Source organism: Ensifer sp. GW821-FHT05G01, assembly GCF_059419585.1.
Map to the genome: position 1 here is coordinate 708,235 of NZ_JBWKSC010000001.1, position 16,450 is coordinate 724,684.

11 protein-coding genes are annotated in these 16,450 nt (G+C 57.1%); 9 read left to right on the plus strand and 2 right to left on the minus strand.

What is annotated here, in order from left to right; genetic code table 11:
- The first annotated feature begins 4 nt into the window (after window positions 1-4).
- The 6 genes from AC07UR_RS03435 (at window position 5) to AC07UR_RS03460 (ending at window position 8,404) form a co-directional block, all read left to right on the plus strand.
- Complete coding sequence (locus AC07UR_RS03435; RefSeq protein WP_209787410.1) at window positions 5-727, plus strand: DUF6602 domain-containing protein; 723 nt, start codon at window positions 5-7, stop codon at window positions 725-727.
- A gap of 1,123 nt (window positions 728-1,850) precedes the next feature.
- Window positions 1,851-4,358, plus strand: coding sequence for a DUF4357 domain-containing protein (locus AC07UR_RS03440; RefSeq protein WP_327795807.1), 2,508 nt, complete (start codon window positions 1,851-1,853; stop codon window positions 4,356-4,358).
- Complete coding sequence (locus AC07UR_RS03445; RefSeq protein WP_209787408.1) at window positions 4,355-5,677, plus strand: McrC family protein; 1,323 nt, start codon at window positions 4,355-4,357, stop codon at window positions 5,675-5,677. Before AC07UR_RS03440 ends, AC07UR_RS03445 begins: the two co-directional genes overlap by 4 nt.
- 503 nt (window positions 5,678-6,180) lie before the next feature.
- Window positions 6,181-6,675: an HD domain-containing protein gene (locus tag AC07UR_RS03450; RefSeq protein WP_234941605.1), complete on the plus strand. Its 495-nt coding sequence runs from the start codon at window positions 6,181-6,183 to the stop codon at window positions 6,673-6,675.
- 11 nt (window positions 6,676-6,686) lie between these two features.
- The gene (locus tag AC07UR_RS03455) at window positions 6,687-7,583 is read left to right on the plus strand and encodes a deoxyguanosinetriphosphate triphosphohydrolase family protein (protein WP_494724398.1); all 897 of its coding nucleotides are present in this window, start codon (window positions 6,687-6,689) and stop codon (window positions 7,581-7,583) included.
- Window positions 7,580-8,404 (plus strand): hypothetical protein, encoded by an 825-nt coding sequence (locus AC07UR_RS03460; RefSeq protein ID WP_209787406.1) that lies wholly within the window; start codon window positions 7,580-7,582, stop codon window positions 8,402-8,404. Before AC07UR_RS03455 ends, AC07UR_RS03460 begins: the two co-directional genes overlap by 4 nt.
- Window positions 8,405-8,576: 172 nt before the next feature.
- Here the strand turns inward: AC07UR_RS03460 and darG are convergent, their stop codons facing one another.
- Window positions 8,577-9,617 (minus strand): type II toxin-antitoxin system antitoxin DNA ADP-ribosyl glycohydrolase DarG, encoded by a 1,041-nt coding sequence (darG, locus tag AC07UR_RS03465; RefSeq protein ID WP_209787404.1) that lies wholly within the window; start codon window positions 9,615-9,617, stop codon window positions 8,577-8,579.
- A gap of 9 nt (window positions 9,618-9,626) precedes the next feature.
- Window positions 9,627-10,295 carry a type II toxin-antitoxin system toxin DNA ADP-ribosyl transferase DarT gene (gene darT, locus AC07UR_RS03470; RefSeq protein ID WP_209787401.1) on the minus strand — a complete coding sequence of 223 codons (669 nt, stop codon included), beginning with the start codon at window positions 10,293-10,295 and terminating at the stop codon, window positions 9,627-9,629.
- Window positions 10,296-10,363: 68 nt separating this feature from the next.
- On the opposite strand from darT, the gene AC07UR_RS03475 reads away from it, so the two are divergent.
- Genes AC07UR_RS03475 through AC07UR_RS03485 form a run of 3 tightly spaced genes read left to right on the plus strand, consistent with a single transcriptional unit; the run spans window position 10,364 to window position 16,435 of the window.
- Entirely contained in the window at window positions 10,364-12,202 is a 1,839-nt protein-coding gene (locus tag AC07UR_RS03475; RefSeq protein WP_209787399.1) for an N-6 DNA methylase, read from the plus strand.
- Window positions 12,189-13,508 (plus strand): restriction endonuclease subunit S, encoded by a 1,320-nt coding sequence (locus AC07UR_RS03480; RefSeq protein WP_209787397.1) that lies wholly within the window; start codon window positions 12,189-12,191, stop codon window positions 13,506-13,508. The genes AC07UR_RS03475 and AC07UR_RS03480 overlap by 14 nt, the downstream gene beginning before the upstream one ends.
- Window positions 13,505-16,435: a type I restriction endonuclease subunit R gene (locus AC07UR_RS03485; RefSeq protein WP_209787395.1), complete on the plus strand. Its 2,931-nt coding sequence runs from the start codon at window positions 13,505-13,507 to the stop codon at window positions 16,433-16,435. The genes AC07UR_RS03480 and AC07UR_RS03485 overlap by 4 nt, the downstream gene beginning before the upstream one ends.
- The last annotated feature ends 15 nt before the right edge of the window (window positions 16,436-16,450 follow it).

Sequence of the window (16,450 nt, forward strand, 5' to 3'; positions counted from 1 at the left end):
CCTGATGTCCGAATGGTCCCTGTCACAACTCCTTTCCTCGTTGCACGAAGACATCCAATCGCGGCTGTCGGTGGCGCGCAAGAGCTTCCAGCACCCCGGGATGAAGGGCGACGCGAGCGAAAGCGTCTGGATCAGCCTGCTGGAGAAGTACCTGCCCTCCCGATACAGCGTCGCCAAGGCCCACGTCGTCGACAGCAGGGGGAAATTCAGCGAGCAGATCGACGTGGTCGTTTTCGACCGGCAGTATTCGCCGTTCATCTTCACCTACGAGAACCAGACGATCATTCCCGCCGAGAGCGTTTACGCCGTCTTCGAGGCGAAGCAGACTGCCGACGCGCAGCTCGTCAAATATGCTCAGGAAAAGGTTGCTAGTGCCAGGCGGCTCCATCGGACGAGCCTGCCGATACCGCACGCGGGCGGCGTCTATCCAGCGAAGCCCTTGATCCCAATTTTCGGCGGAATCCTGACTTTCGAGAGCGAATGGAGTCCGCCAATGGGCAAGTCGCTTGAAGCGATCCTCCTCGATGGCACCGGCGACCGCCAGTTGGATATCGGGTGTGTGGCGTCGCACGGCCACTTCGCACGCAACGGCGCAGGCGGATATGACTTCGTGTCCGAGAACAAGCCAGCCACCGCATTCCTGTTCAAGCTGATCTCTCGGCTACAATTCAGCGGCACCGTCCCTATGATCGACATCGACGCCTATGGTGAATGGTTGGCGAAGTGATCGACGACGTCCAACAGTGTTGGCATGTCATGGGTTAACAAATGGGGCCTCGCGATAGCGCATCGTCACGATAGGCGGTGAACAATCCGCTGCCCGAGGGAACCGACGCATGCTCATTGATTGGAGACAAAGCTCCACCATCTGCACCGATGTTCGCAATCGGCAGTGGGTTCAATTGATCGCCGCAACACACTCTGCAAATCTTTCCGCGGGCGTCTGATAAAGCACGGTCTTCCTTGGACGTTCGTTGAGCTGCCTGGCGATTGCGGACGAGGCCCATTGTGTGTCGAAGTAGTGCGACGATTTTAGGCGCGACTACCGCTAGTCAGCCGCTTTATCAAGGAACATCGGGCGATGAAACGCCTGCTCAGGTGCTTTGCCTAACCGCCACCGCGTCGAAAAGCTTGGGGATCGTGCGCGCCGCGGCGCCCTGCCGGCTGACAAGAGAAGGCTTTTCGGGCACTGCGCATCAATTCAACCAGTTGCGGTGTCTGACGCGAATTGACACCCATGGCGTTTATTTTAGAAGCTGCGATCCGGTGAAACGATTCTTCTTCGGCTCATTCTTGTTCGAGATTGTAGGGCGACCATGAAAGACATTGCGGCAGTATCTGTTTTTCGGCAACCGACTTGATGCTGCGGTGCGGCGAGAGACCGGAGCCTGGTGAGGACAGCGAAGATGCGGCCCTGCTGCAGAGACAGGGCGAAGCACACGAAGCGGCGCACTTAGAAAATTGAAGCCTCCGGCTGGTCGGCGTTCGCCATCCCGCGTGATGATCTGACCGCCGATGCCGACGCCACTTGAGATGCCTTTAGCGCTAGGGACTGAGGTCGTGTTGCAGGGAGCGTTCCTGTCGGGCAACTGGGGCGGATGGTTGAATTTCTGATGCGAGTGGACCGCCCTTCGGCGCTTGGCGGGCTCGAGTATGTGCACGGTATCTGGCACGACGGGCAGTTTTGGGCCTTTTGGGCGCATGATCGCGCCGTGGAGGCACGGGCGCTTGAGGGTCTTCTGACTTTCTTTAGTACGCGTTTGGAGGAATACGCGAAACGAAATGTGGGACGGGTGAGCAGATTCGGTTGGTGAACACGTTGTGTGCATTGAGCATTATGGAAATTCAGAGTGAAACAAACGATGACAGAAGATGAAAGCGGTTGGGTTCAGATCCAAAAGGAACAAGCTGTAGCCTTTGGCAAGCCAGTCCCTTCTGGTTTCGTTGTTCGCCAGGGTTCAACCGCGATGCGTGTGGGATCTCCAGACAAGAAACGGGATAGGCCCGAGCGAGATCGATTGTTAGAGCAGGGTGTTTTAGTTCCCGATGAGAACCCAGCGCTTTTCCGTTTTGCTGTCGATCATGTATTCAACAGTCAGAGTCGCGCGGCGGGAGTGGTAATCGATGGAAATAGCAATGGTAGTCATTGGCGACCAGCTACAAGCGTTCCTCCGATTGAAGCCGATGCAAGGAGTATCTTCACGAGAGCCGAGATTGAAGCGGCTATGGATGCCTTTGATCGCCACAGCCTGACCGGTGAAAACGCAGAGATATTCAGTCAGTTCGGAGAACCTCGTGATTACTGGGTGCGCTCCAGTCGTGAGCGCCCAAAGCGCGTTTATCCCACGAAGCCACTGGTCGGCTTCATCTTGCAGAAGATCGACCTGAACGGAGGATGGGGGCAGAAAGCGGATGCGGCTGCGCGACTACACAATTCGGGCTTCATTATTGTGGACCAGGATGACAAGCCTGTTCCGCCTCCCGAACGCTACGACCACCTTATACGCGACGCTGACCGCATTCGTCTTTGCGCGCGAAATTATTTCATTGAGCCGGGGCGAGAGCGGAATGCTCCAAAGGTGGCTATTCGCGCCAGCCAGATCGCCGAGGCAATGGACCTACCAGACGCATTTCCGAACATCTGCAGTGCACTTGGTGGCAAGAAGTTCCAGCAATTGGCTCAGGTGCCACCCCCAACTCATACCGAGCCGAACCCCAGCAGCTCAACCATCTTCACTTACAAGCTCGCATCGCAAGCGGAGGTAGCCACCGTGATAGAAGCAAAAACAACACCAACACGCTCGGCAACCAACCTGATTCTTTACGGCCCGCCGGGAACCGGCAAGACTTACGCCACCGCATTGGAAGCCGTTCGACTGTGTTTGGGCGACTCAGCGGCCGAACTTCTGCGCGCTGAACGCGAGGCCCTGATGGTCGAGTATCACCGTCTTTCCAGCGAGGGTCGGATTGAGTTCGTTACCTTTCACCAGTCGATGACCTATGAGGATTTCGTCGAGGGCCGTCAGCCCATGACAGGATCGGACGATAGTGAAGAAACGTCTTCAGCGGGTTTCCGGCTAGAAACCGTGCCTGGAATTTTTCGGCGCATTGCCAAGCGAGCCGAAACGGGCTTAGGCAAGACGGCGATCTGCAATCGGATCACGATTGATGGTAGACAAATCTACAAGATGTCAGTTGGCTTCAGCCGAGACGCCGGAGATCAAGACCTCTTCGAGGAAGTGATTGAGGGCGGCTACACCGTTCTGGACTGGGAAGACATCGACTGGAGCGACCCAAAGTATGAGGCTGCTGAGGAAATCCTGAAAACTTGCCAGTCAGAAGGAAAGATCGAGGGACCGGTCACTTTACAGTCTGGCCAGGTGTCAATCACCGACACGTTTCGAAATCGTCTCAAGCGAGGCGATATCATTGTCGTGTCGAAAGGGAACCGGTTGGTCCGAGCTATAGGTGAAGTGATCGGCGACTACGAATATCATCCGCGGCCAGAGGGAAACTATGGCCACAGGCGTGCCGTTCGCTGGCTCTGGCACGACGTTGCGGGTGTGCCGGTCACCGAGATCTATGATGGCAATTTTACGATGCGGTCGATCTACGGGTTGAGGAAAGAGCGCCTCAATATTCCTGCCCTCGAGCGCTACATGAATAGCACGATCAAGGGGGTTGATGCCGGCGCTGAACGCGAGGCTTTTGTGCTGATCATCGATGAGATCAACCGGGCCAATATTTCAAAGGTCTTCGGCGAACTGATCACGCTCTTGGAGCCCGACAAGCGGTTGGGTATGCCGAACGAAATCCGTCTTGCGTTGCCATATTCCAAATTGCCGTTCGCTGTGCCCGCGAACCTGCACATCATCGCGACGATGAATACGGCCGACAGGTCAATTGCGCTTCTGGACACTGCGCTACGGCGTCGGTTCGCGTTCCGCGAGCTAATGCCAGATCCTCATGTGCTGCCAAATAATGTTGAAGGGATCAATCCTCAGAAGCTTCTGCGCACAATCAACGAACGGATTGAGTATCTGTTCGACCGCGAACATCAGATCGGTCATGCCTATCTCACCGGCTGCGATACCCGCGCCAAGATCGCAGCGGCGATGCGATACAAGGTGATCCCCTTGTTATCCGAGTATTTCTACGAGGATTGGTCAAAGGTTGCCGCGGTCCTCGGCGACGCGGCGCAGAGCAATCCGCGGTTCTTGGTGCGAGATGTCATATCCGCGCCACCCGGATTGGACTCTGACACGGTATCTGGCGTTCGCTATCGCTGGCGCGTCCGTCCCGAGGTTCAAGGTGATCGCGATGGCGGTTTTGACTTCACGGAGTTCGAAGTCGAATGACCGCTTTCAGCGTGCTGGAATACCGGTCGCTCCCCCGCGGTGACGGGCCTGGCTGTATCCCGGACAGGATGGCCGACCGCCTGGCCGCAGTTAGCAAGACGTCGATTTTTGCTGGACGGGGCGAAAGGGGCGTGCTCGAGGACCGCCGGCATGAGTTGCGCGCCCGCGGGGTGGTTGGTGTCATCGCGGCCGAGGATTGCAGCCTGGAGATCCTTCCTAAGATCGACGTACCGGCCGCACATGGCTCGATAGAAGAGCGGGGCGAAATCCGCAAGCGTCTTGTCCACATGCTCGCCGTGGCGCTGGACATGAAGATCGAGACTGGGCGCTTGTCGGAACTGGACTGGCAGCACGAAACGCTTCTCGAAATCCTGGTCCGGATATTTTGTGGAAAGCTCACGGAAGCTGTCCGTCGCGGTATGCCACGTAAATATATTGGCCAAGAGGACGACTTACCCGCGTTGCGCGGGACGCTTGACGTGTCCCGCCAATTCACTCGCCATGCGGTTAATCCCAGCCGCCTCGCTTGCCGATTTGACGAGCTGTCCACCGACATCGCGTTGAACCGCGTCATGAAGGCGGCACTTGCCCATCTTTCCAAGCTGTCGCGCAGTACGTCCAATCTCCACCGGCTTCGGGAGTTGGCATTTGTCTATGCGGACATTTCGGCCATTCCGGTTCCCGCTCTGCGGTGGGATGAAGTCGTGATCGACCGGACCAATCGTGGCTGGCAGGATCTAGTCGGAATGGCGCGGATGTTCTTGCGCAGCCAATTCCAGACCACAAGCGCCGGGGCCGGCCAGGGAACAGCGCTTCTGTTCGAAATGAACACGCTTTTCGAGGAGTACGTCGGACGGTTGGTTGCACGCGCGATGGCAGGAACAGAGTACAGCGTCACGCTACAGGGCGGGCGGGAGTATTGTCTGACGGCTCAAGACAGCGGGCGTCAGGTTTTTCAAACCAAACCTGACATCCTGATCCGCCGTGGCAGCGAGGTTGTGCAAGTGATAGACACCAAGTGGAAAAGGATTTCCTCTAGGATTGATGATCCTAAACAGGGCGTTTCCCAATCTGATGTTTACCAGATGATGGCCTATGCCCACCTTTACAAGGCACCTCACTTGACCCTGCTTTACCCCCACCACACAGGACTTTCGGGGCACGATGGCATCCAAGGGCAGTTCTGGATTTCGGGACAAGCCACGACACTTGAAACTGTGAGCATCGACGTGGCACTTGGCGCTGACGACGATATCGTTGCACGGCTAAAAAAAATCATTGTTCCCGCAACCGGCAAAGGCGTCATGGTACCCGGTTAAGCCATGAATAAATCAGACGCTTAAAGGTGGAACGGGCGTTATGCCGCCATGACGTTAAAGCGTGCCTCAATTGGTTTCCGGGGCCTTGAAAGGCGTGGGGGGCTCCTGGCTATAAAAATACTTCATCCGCCTTCGATGCCGGCACGCGGTTCGATGTGCCGAGATCAAGGATTCCGATGGATCGGAAGCCGGCAGGATGCCGTCCGAGCAGCTTAATCCTCCGTCGCTGCCATCGCCAGTTCGTTGAGCTGCATTCCATCTGGTCGATCAGGTGCGCCCTGTGCTCGGAAACGCCCGCCGCGCAGTTCACGCCTCAGCTTCTTCTTGAATTTTGAGGATGGCTGCCATAGAACAGAAAGTGAACATAGCTATTTTCTATGCCGTGATCGAACGTCTGTTTGCGATTGCTTATCCATCAACATGGTTTTGTAGCCTTGGGAGCCCAGCCAATTGACGAATCAGGGCCTTCCGCCGAGAACTTGGCCGACACAGGGGAATGGACATTGGGTGATCTGAAGTGGGAAAAGCTGCTCAATTCGCAGCGCCGTAAGGACAAGGCCAAAGGAAAGAGGGCAGAGCGCTCTGCCAAGACCGCCGAACATCGTACCGAACTCGAGCGCGACCACGACCGAATTCTGTTCTCTACGCCGGTCCGGCGCATGCAAGACAAGACCCAAGTCTTTCCCCTTGATCCTCATGACAGTGTTCGCACCCGCCTGACACATAGCCATGAAGTAGCTAACATGGCGCGCAGTTTTGGTACGGCCCTTGTGTACGTCTATCCAGAACAGTTCAATCTGCCAGAGAGCCTCAACGCGGAACGAAACGTTCCAGCCCTGCTCGAAGCAATTGGTCTTGCACACGACCTCGGCAATCCACCGTTCGGCCACCAAGGCGAGGACGCCATACAGTCCTGGATGAAGGCTCGGGCACCAGATATTTTCGAGGGGCTCGACGGAGCCGCACTCAGGGAAACGCCCAGGCTTTCCGACTTCTGACGCGACTGCAAATAGTCAATGATTCTTACGGTCTGAACATGACCTATGCGTTCCTCGCAGCGCTCATGAAGTATCCCAGCCCGTCGGACAAGGTGAACAAGAAGATCTTGGCGCGCAAGAAGTTCAACTATTTTCAATCGGAAGCCGATATCGCCAAGGAAGTGTGGGCGGAAACAGGCTTGGCGGAGGGTGTTCGGCATCCACTGACCTTCATCATGGAGGCTTGCGATGACATCGCCTATTCCATTGTCGATGTCGAAGATGCTGCCAAGAAGGGCTTGGTAAACTTCGATCGGCTAGCAGGGTTCCTTGAGTTCGAAGGCTCTGATGATGCATGCATTGCTTCTGTCATCGTCAAGGCAAGGCAGCAACACCAAGAATTTCGTGCGCAGTCTTTGTCTGCCGCCGAACTCGACGACATCACCATGCAGATGTTCCGAGTTAATGCCATCGGCGTCATGATCGTGGCGGCGACCAAGGCTTTTGCCGAAAACTTGCCGGCCATGATGGCGGGCACTTTCGACAAGGAACTCATGGCTGAATCCGATGCCAAACGCTTGTGGACACTGCTGAAAGAGTTCGCCGGCAAGCACATATATCCGCACCGCCAGGTGCTGGAGGTCGAGTTGAAGGGACATCAAACGATTCATGGGCTCATGGACATCTTCTGGGCCGCGATCACCAACCGGAAAGATCCGCTTGATATAGGGTCGAAGCGAACCTCTCCCGTGCACAGCTACGTCTATTCACGTATCTCGGAGAACTATCGGCGAGTTGCTGAATCTCCGGACAATCGCATGCCAATCCGCTACCGTGAACTGCAACTGATGACGGACATGATGTCGGGCATGACGGATAGCTTCGCGATTTCGCTGCTGGAGGATCTGCGTGAGCGAGGAGCGGTATGAGTGCTGTCCACCACGTTCGGGACCTGGATCTAAGTCACGACATTGCCGACTTCATCAGAGGATCGCACGGCGGCGACATCGGCAGCCTGGTAGATATTCTGAGCGGTGCTGGCGATAGTGCAATTTTTGGCGGTCTGCCGCGTGATTTCGCGCGCGAAGGGCGTAACGCCTTCAACTCCGATGTCGATGTGGTGGTGGATGCGTCGCCGGATGTGTTGGATACCCTTCTTGCCGCGCTTGGCGGTCACCGCAACCGCTTTGGCGGATACAGGCTCAAATATGGTCGGTTCGATTTCGACGTGTGGGCGCTGCAATCGACATGGGCCGTAAGCAATGGCTACGTGGCCGCGCACTCTCTGAACGATCTGATCAAGACCACGTTCTTCGACTGCGATGCCGTGCTCTTCCATTGTCGCACGCTTGAAATCACAAGTTCGGACCGGTTCTGGACAAGTATCAAACACGGCATCGTCGATATCAACCTCGAAGCCAATCCACATTATATCGGCACGCTGGCACGCACCTTGCGGATTTTGTTGGATTGGCGTCAGGACCTGGGTCCCAAGCTTACCAGCTATTTGGTAGAGGGCATGGCCCGCAACGGTGGCGAGATTGTGGACTATGTTGCCCGCAACGGCCTTGGGCGCCGCCTAGCAGCAGGGAGCGATCCGAATGCCGTGATTTTGGAAATCTGCAAACACGCGGCGGGCCGATCATCTTGCAATCGCTTGGTTAAGTTCAACCCACTTCACTACGGCCCGTACGTGGCAGGAGACCAGGGGACGTGTCCGGAGACCATCAGGGGCCTTGTGGCGCGGTAGCGTCGGAGAAACAGTCCTCATGTCGCTCCCCTGCGGGACGAACGATCGCGGCTCCGTCGAAAAACTCGGGTTGGATGGAAAACGCTTTCGATTGATCGTACCGGCGCCACGGCAAATGGACTGACCACAAGACGGAAATTATTTCCGATATCTCAGCGCACAAAAAGATCTTCTAATTGATCCAACCTTCGCTCATCAGCCGCTCATAAGCGACCTTGATATGCGCCGGCTTCATAAGCTCGCGCTTGCGAGCATTCCAAGCGTGGACTCGTTGGATAACCTCGTCCAAGCTCTTGCTCTCGCTCTCCCCAGCGGCCCAATGGACTGTGCCCAGAAGTTCCATGCCGTAAGGTGACTCAAAGCCATCGATCAGTTTAGCAATTCGCTGAACGCGCTCATTTGTTGTCGGATCGCCGGCAGCAGAAAAGTAACTTTCCGCATCGTTCAGTGCTGCATCCAGAACTGTGATTTCTGAAGGTTTTGTTCCGTCACCGACACCCTTCAAGTAGGCTCCATCCATCTTTGTCAGGACGTGCCTAAGGGCAGGCGCGTAGGGCCCGTAGGTATATTTTTGGAATTTAAGGGTTCCCAGGTCCTGACCTGCACGCATCAGAAAGTAAGCGAGCTTCTGCACCTCAATCTGACTCAATGGGTACATCATCTGCCGATAGATCGAGAGTACCTTGATAACCGCTGCCCGACCTGCGGTCATCTTCGGTTTAGCGGCTTCCGGAGCCAATTCGCGCACGTTTTCGGCTGCACTGGGTTCGAAAAGCTTGACCTCAACGTTCGGCACTTCTGCGAACGCCCCAAGAATCAGAGGCTTTACCGCACTCCACTCAAGTCCACCGTTGCCACATCCGAGTGGCGGCAGTGCGATGGATCTGATTTTGAGCCTCCGGATCTGCTCTACGAGGTCCTCAAGGCCACATTCGATATCGGACAAACGCGACGGCTGCCGCCAATGGCGCTTGGTGGGGAAGTTGATGATAAATTTCGGTTCTGCAAGTTGCCCGTTGTCGAACACGAACATCTTGCAGGGCACAACCTCACCGGCCTTGCACGCCGCTTCGTAGGCTTTGAAGTTGGAAGGCCACTTGCGCTTGAACTGGAGGGCAATGCCCTTGCCCATGACGCCGACCGTGTTGACGGTGTTAACAATCGCGTCAACGCGCTGCTCTAGCAGATCGCCGTGAGCAATCTCGACCGCCATGATTTCCTCTCAATAGTACCAACCCGGAACGATCTGGATCGGTGGATTCCAGCCCGTATTCGCCAGCGCCATTTGAACTTGGCTGGCCATTTGCGGGGACTTTACCCCGATTTGGGTAATTACAGCAAGCGGCACCGAGTCACGTACTAGAAACTCTGCCTGGCGTGTCTCCATCCGCATCATATGGGCTGGAGTCGATCGATTCTGCCAATACTTGCAATATCCGCCGAGCAGCGGATTCTCGAAAAAGATACTCCAGTTGATCTGATTGAGATCATTCAAATCGCTGAAAAATGAAGCGATTGCCATGACCGCGTGGTAGTCGGTGAATACAAATGGAGCACCTTGGTTGGCGATGATCTGCGCTGTTGTCGTCAAGTAGACGATATCATTCTGAGTTAAGTCACAGCCAGGAACGTTGCCTTTGTCGATCGTCATCAGCATTGGCGATCGCGGAGCGAAATGAAACGGCACATAATGATGGAGTGTCCCTCCGGGAGCTATTGGCACCATTGTACGCGCCCGGCGGTCCTGAATTGTCTCGTACGCGATGTTGGTGGGACTGAGCCCATTTGCCGTCAATCGCTCCTTAGACAACAGCGCCCCCGATGACGCGATCGCCGCAAGGTTGGCGATCGCGGTTATGTGAAACAGGTGCGTAGGGACCGGCACAGCCATTCGAGGGATGCTCCTGGGGCTAGCTATTCACGCTTGACTCAATGCTGAATATAGCAAATATAGCAAACATGACAAACGCACAAGACCCCTCCGCCATCCTTCGCGCCATCCGTGCGAAACTCGATTTAACCCAGGAGCAGCTCGCCGAACGTCTCGGCGTCTCCTTCGCCACAATCAACCGATGGGAGGGTGGTCTGAACGCGCCCCAAAAGGCCGCGCGCGCAGCCATAACCGCGCTGGCGGTCGAGGCGGGCGTGGACGTCGGGATCGGCGAATTCGCTGAAACGGCTGCGGCAGTCGGCGTGACCAGGCGTAGGAGCGTAAGAACGTTAGCGCCTTCGACGAAATCAATGGAGCAAATGCTGTGGGACGCCGCCTGCTCGATCCGGGGCGAGAAGGATGCTGCCAAGTTCAAGGACTATCTGCTGCCGCTGCTGTTCCTGAAGCGCCTGTCCGATGTCTTTGACGATGAGATCGAGCGCTTGTCGGAAGAGTATGGCGACCTTGAGACAGCTTTGGAGATCGCGGAAAGCGATCATTCCCTGCTTCGCTTCTATCTGCCTCCAGAGGCACGTTGGGGTGTCATTAGCGGCCGCGCCACCTATGATTGGCCGCTTGACGGCAAGGGCGAGACAACCAAGCCGAAGGATATCGGCGAGCATCTGACCAAAGCGGTCCGTACCGTGGTTAAGCAGAATCCCGCGCTGTCTGGCGTCATCGACGTGGTCGACTTCGCCGCCGAACGTAATGGCGAGCGGGATGTCAACCCGGCCAAGCTTCGTGGCGTGATCGAAACCTTCTCCGATGCCCGCTACCGCCTCGGCCTTGCCGATGTGCAACCGGATTTCCTCGGCCGCGCCTATGAGTACCTCTTGCGGAAATTCGCCGAAGGTTCGGGGCAGAGCGCGGGAGAGTTCTTCACGCCGACCGAGGTCGGCTTTCTCATGGCGCACATCATGCGGCCCCGCCCCGGCGAAGACTGCCACGACTATGCCTGCGGTTCGGCCGGTCTTCTAGTGAAGCTGCAATTGGTCGCGCGCGAACTCGATCCCACCAGCAGGGTGCCGCTCAAGCTCACCGGCCAGGAGCTTCAGGCCGAGAGCTACGCCGTGGCGCAGATGAACGGCATCATCCACGACATGAGCATCGAGATCGCGCGCGGTGACACGATGATCAATCCGAAGTTCCGCACAGCGGACGGCAAGGTGAAGACGCATGACGTCGTCGTCGCCAATCCGATGTGGAACCAACCCTTCGCGCCGGATGTGTTCGCCAACGATCCGTTCGATCGCTTTCGCACGGCGGGCGGCATCACAACCGGCAAGGGCGATTGGGCCTGGCTTCAGCACACTCTCGCCTGCCTGGGTGATCACGGTCGCGCCGCCGTGGTGCTCGATACCGGCGCGATGACGCGCGGCTCGGGCAGCAAGAACGAGGACAAGGAACGCAACATCCGCAAATGGTTCGTCGATCATGACCTGATCGATGGAGTGATCCTGCTGCCGGAAAACCTGTTCTATAATACAGGCGCCCCAGGTGTGATCGTAGTGCTGAACAAGCGCAAACCGGCGGTGCGCAAGGACAAGATCGTCCTTCTCAACGCCAGCAAGCGGCTCAAGAAAGGCAAGCCCAAGAACTACATCCCTGAGCATGACATCCGGCCGCTGGCGGCTGCCTTCCTGAAGGGCGAGCCGGTCGAGGGCGAGATTGCCGTCATCACCAAGGCGCAGGCCGAGGAAGCGGATTACAACCTCAGCCCGAGTAGATGGGTTGGACAATCCAGCTCCGCCGAAGTGGGCTCTGTTTCCGCGCTAGTGCGTGAACTCGGCGAACTGGACAAGGAAGCGCATCGGCTTTCTGCGACGCTCACCAAGTTGTTGGCGGGGGTGGTCGATGAGCTTGCTTGAAACCGATCTTGGCGCAGCTCGGCACTGGTCGCGGGTCGGCGATGGCTATGAAGTGACCAAGAAGCCTCGTAATCTTGACCGCGCAACCCTTCCAGAAATCGCCTTTGCCGCGATGGACGCCATTCCGCAGGATGGCACCTACATGCCGGCGTTCGCGCTGAAAGCGCCGAGTGCGATTGCAAGCGGTACCTATTTTGAACGTGGTGATCTTCTTATTGGCAAGATCACTCCCTCGTTTGAAAACGGCAAGCAGGCACTTGTCCAGAATCTGGATGCTGATTTTGGGTATGCAACGACTGAAGTGATCCCCCTGCATCCCCGAACGGAAGAACACGACCCTCGCTTCTTGTTCTTTTATCTACTTCACCCCGACGTTCGGTCCTACGTTGCCGAGCGGATGGAAGGATCGACCGGGCGTCAGCGTGTTCCCGAGAATGTCTTGCTCGATTTGTCGATCCCGGCTTTTCGACAGCAAGAACAACGGCGCGTTGCCGATTGCTTGGAAATGATACAGAAAGCCCGCGCCGCTGAGATGAACTGTGAGCGGCTGGCCCAGGACCTCAAGCGCGCCGCGATGCGGGCGCTGTTCACGAAGGGCCTGCGTAGCGAGGCGCAGAAGGATACCAAAATCGGCCCGGTGCCGGACAGTTGGAATGTTGTTCGGCTCGACGAGTGCGCAAAAGTTGTTTCGACGCGAATGTCTTATTCTGAACTCGAAGCGTTGGAGAATGAGCACAACGAGGATGCAATCTCTGTCCTCGGCATTAAAGTCGCCGACATGAATTTGGACGGCAATGAAATAAGACTCCAATCAGCTTTTTTGGAAAAGACGGTTGCTCGTAGCGTCGTGACGCACCGTTGTGCGCCTCCTCGTACGATCATTTTTCCCAAAAGGGGAGCGGCGATCGCAACGAACAAGAAGCGCCTTTCAACCGGATGGACAGCATTTGATCCCAACGTGATTGGCGTCCTAGCCGGAGATGATCTGGATCAGGACTTCTTGTTTCAATGGTTTCAGGCATTCGATCTGCGGACGATCACAGAGCCGGGACCGACACCGCAGCTCAACAAGAAGAACCTTGATCCCTTGGTCATTCCTGTGCCGCCGACCCTTGAGGAGCAACGCGAAATCGTCGCTGTCTTCGATGCGATTGACCGCAAGATCGACCTGCATAGGCGCAAACGGACGGTCCTTGATGAGCTGTTCAAGGCGTTGCTGCACAAGCTCATGACGGGCGAAATCCGCGTCGCCGACCTTGATCTGTCGGCGCTCGAACCGGTGAAGGAAACGGAGGTCGCGGCATGAGCGAACTGAAAATCAGTGAAGCCGGCACCGTCCAGTTTCCGATGGTCAAGCACGCCGTCGAGATCGGCTGGGCGCCGCTCACCCCCGATGTCGCCAAGCAGAAGCGCGGCGGCGAGGCCGGGATGCTGCTGCGCGACGAGCTGGAGGAGAAGCTTTCCCAGTTCAATGGCTGGATGAGCAAGGACGCCATTCGCTCGGTCATCGAGACGCTCGACGCCCTGCCGCCGACCGTCGAGGGTAATCGCGAGATGCTGTCCTGGCTGCGCGGCGAGCGGCAATGGTATGACGAGGAGGAGAAACGCCACCGCCGGGTGACGTTGATCGACTTCGAGCATCCCGAAGCCAACGCCTTTCATGTTTCCTGGGAATGGGCGCTGAAGCCGCCAGCCCGCAAGGGTAACCGCGCTGACGTCATGTTCCTGATCAACGGCGTTCCGGTTTGCATCGTCGAGCACAAGAACCCAAAGGATGGCGATGCCATCGAGCGCGCCATAAAGCAGTTGCGCCGCTATGAGATTGAGACGCCGGAGCTGATCGGCTCACCTCAACTTTTCAACGTCACTCACCTCATCGATTACTGGTACGGCGTAACCTGGAACTCCAATCGCCGGTTTCTCGCCCGTTGGAAGCAAACCCCCGACGAGGCCTATCGCTTCGCCGTTCAAGCTTTCTTCGAGCGCACTGACTTCCTGCGCACACTCCAGCACTGGATTTTATTCTACGTCGAGGACGGCGAGACCCGGAAGTCGGTTCTACGTCAGCATCAGCGGCGCGCCATCGACAGCGTGATTGAGCGCTGCGCCGATCCCTCCAAGGGGCGCGGGCTCGTCTGGCACACGCAAGGGTCCGGCAAGACCTTCACTCTGCTTACAGCGGCGCGCCTGATCCTTGAACAAAAAGATCGCTTCAGTAATCCTACGGTCATTGTAGTGATCGACCGCAAAGAGCTCGAAACCCAGATGAGCGGATGGGTCGAAAAGCTACTCGGCGAAATGCAGAAGCAGGACATCGCGACCTGGCCGGCTAACACAAAGGCCGAATTGCAGGACTTGCTCAAGAGCGACAAGCGGGGCCTGATCCTGTCGATGATCCACAAGTTCGAGGGCGTCGACAGGGATAGCAACACCCGCGACAATATCTATGTCTTCATTGATGAGGCCCACCGCTCGGTCGCCAAGGATCTCGGCACCTACCTGATGGCCTCAGTGCCGAATGCCACCATCATCGGCTTCACCGGAACGCCGATCGCCAAGACCGAACAGGGCGAAGGTACGTTCAAGATCTTCGGCAAGGACGACGACAAGGGCTATCTCGACAAGTATTCCATCGCCGAATCGATCGACGACGAAACGACGTTGCCGATCAAGCATGTGATGGCGCCGAGCACGATGACTGTTCCAGCCGAGCGGCTAGACAAGGAATTTTTCGAGCTAGCCGAGACCGAAGGCGTCACCGACATCGACGAGCTCAACAAGGCGCTCGACCGGGCCGTCGGCTTGCGCACCTTCCTCACCGCAGACAACCGCATCGAACAGGTGGCAGCCTTCGTAGCCGAGCACTTCAGGGAGAACGTGCTGCCGCTCGGCTACAAGGCGTTTCTGGTCGGCGTGAACCGCGAGGCCTGCGCCAAGTACAAGCGGGCTCTGGACAAGCTGCTGCCGCCCGAGTGGAGCGAGCCGATCTATACCGAGAACGTCGCCGACATCGTCGACCGCCCGTTGGTGGCCGAGTTGCAGGTGAGCGACGAGCGCGAGGCAGATGTCCGTCTGTTGTTCAAGAAGGCGGACAAGAACCCTAAAGTCCTGATCGTCACCGACAAGCTGCTGACCGGCTATGACGCCCCGCTACTGTATTGCCTCTATCTCGACAAGCCGATGCGCGACCATGTGCTGTTGCAGGCGGTGGCGCGGGTCAACCGGCCCTATGTCGATCCGCAGGGTATCCAGAAGCGCGTCGGCCTAGTCGTGGATTTCGTCGGCGTGCTGCGGGAGCTGAAGAAGGCGCTGAAGTTCGATTCGTCCGACGTGAACGGGGTGATTGAAGACCTCGACTTGCTGCTGAAGGATCTTCTCGAAAAGATAGCCAAGGCAGAGACGGACTATCTCGATGCCGGAGAAGGCGGCGACGCCGACGAGCGACTGGAGCGCATCGTCTATGGCCGCTTCCTTGAGCCCGAGCCACGCAAGGCGTTTTTCGAGGCCTACAAGGACATCGAGGCGCTTTGGGAAATCCTGTCGCCGTCGCCGGAGCTGCGTGACCATATCGCCACTTTCAAGCGTCTGGCGCAGCTCTACGCCGCCGTACGTAACGCCTATGCCGAAAAGATCGGCTTTGTCGCTGACCTCGCCTACAAAACAAAACGGTTGGTGGAACAAAGCGCCACACAGAGCGGTCTCGGCACGCTCACAAAGAGCGTGACATTCGACCTGAAGACGCTTGAGGCTCTTCGCGGAGAGAAAGGTACTGACGAGGGTAAGGTCCTTAACCTTGTAAGGGGTCTCCAACACGAGATCGACGAAGATGCCAACGCCGCACCGGTTCTGCAGCCGCTGAAGGATCGTGCCGAGCGAATCCTGAAAGACATGGAAAGCCGGAAAGTGACCGGTCTAGCCGCCATGGACCTACTGGCAGCACTTGCCGTCGAGAAGGACGCGGCGGCGAAGGCGGCGAAGGAGACCGGACTTTCGCCGAAGGCCTTCGGCATCTTCTGGGTGCTCAAGGACGACGAGGCGCTCAAGAAAGGCAGCGTCTTACCCTTGGACCTCGCCAAGGAAACCGAGAAGCTGATGGCCAGATTCCCCAATGCTCCGGTCAATGCCGATGAGCAACGCCAGCTCAGGGCGGCTCTATACCGCCCGCTTCTTGGCGTCGATCGTGAAGCCCGCACGAAAATCGTCGACCTGATCGTCGAAATCGTCACTCGATGAAGTGGCCGATGGAGG

Excerpts from the sequence above, each read along its gene's own strand:
- AC07UR_RS03435 (WP_209787410.1), top strand. The coding sequence starts at position 5 with ATGTCCGAATGGTCCCTGTCACAACTCCTTTCCTCGTTGCACGAAGAC.
- AC07UR_RS03445 (WP_209787408.1), top strand. The coding sequence starts at position 4,355 with ATGACCGCTTTCAGCGTGCTGGAATACCGGTCGCTCCCCCGCGGTGAC.
- AC07UR_RS03460 (WP_209787406.1), top strand. The coding sequence starts at position 7,580 with ATGAGTGCTGTCCACCACGTTCGGGACCTGGATCTAAGTCACGACATT.
- darG (WP_209787404.1), bottom strand. The coding sequence starts at position 9,617 with ATGGCGGTCGAGATTGCTCACGGCGATCTGCTAGAGCAGCGCGTTGAC.
- darT (WP_209787401.1), bottom strand. The coding sequence starts at position 10,295 with ATGGCTGTGCCGGTCCCTACGCACCTGTTTCACATAACCGCGATCGCC.
- AC07UR_RS03475 (WP_209787399.1), top strand. The coding sequence starts at position 10,364 with ATGACAAACGCACAAGACCCCTCCGCCATCCTTCGCGCCATCCGTGCG.
- AC07UR_RS03480 (WP_209787397.1), top strand. The coding sequence starts at position 12,189 with ATGAGCTTGCTTGAAACCGATCTTGGCGCAGCTCGGCACTGGTCGCGG.
- AC07UR_RS03485 (WP_209787395.1), top strand. The coding sequence starts at position 13,505 with ATGAGCGAACTGAAAATCAGTGAAGCCGGCACCGTCCAGTTTCCGATG.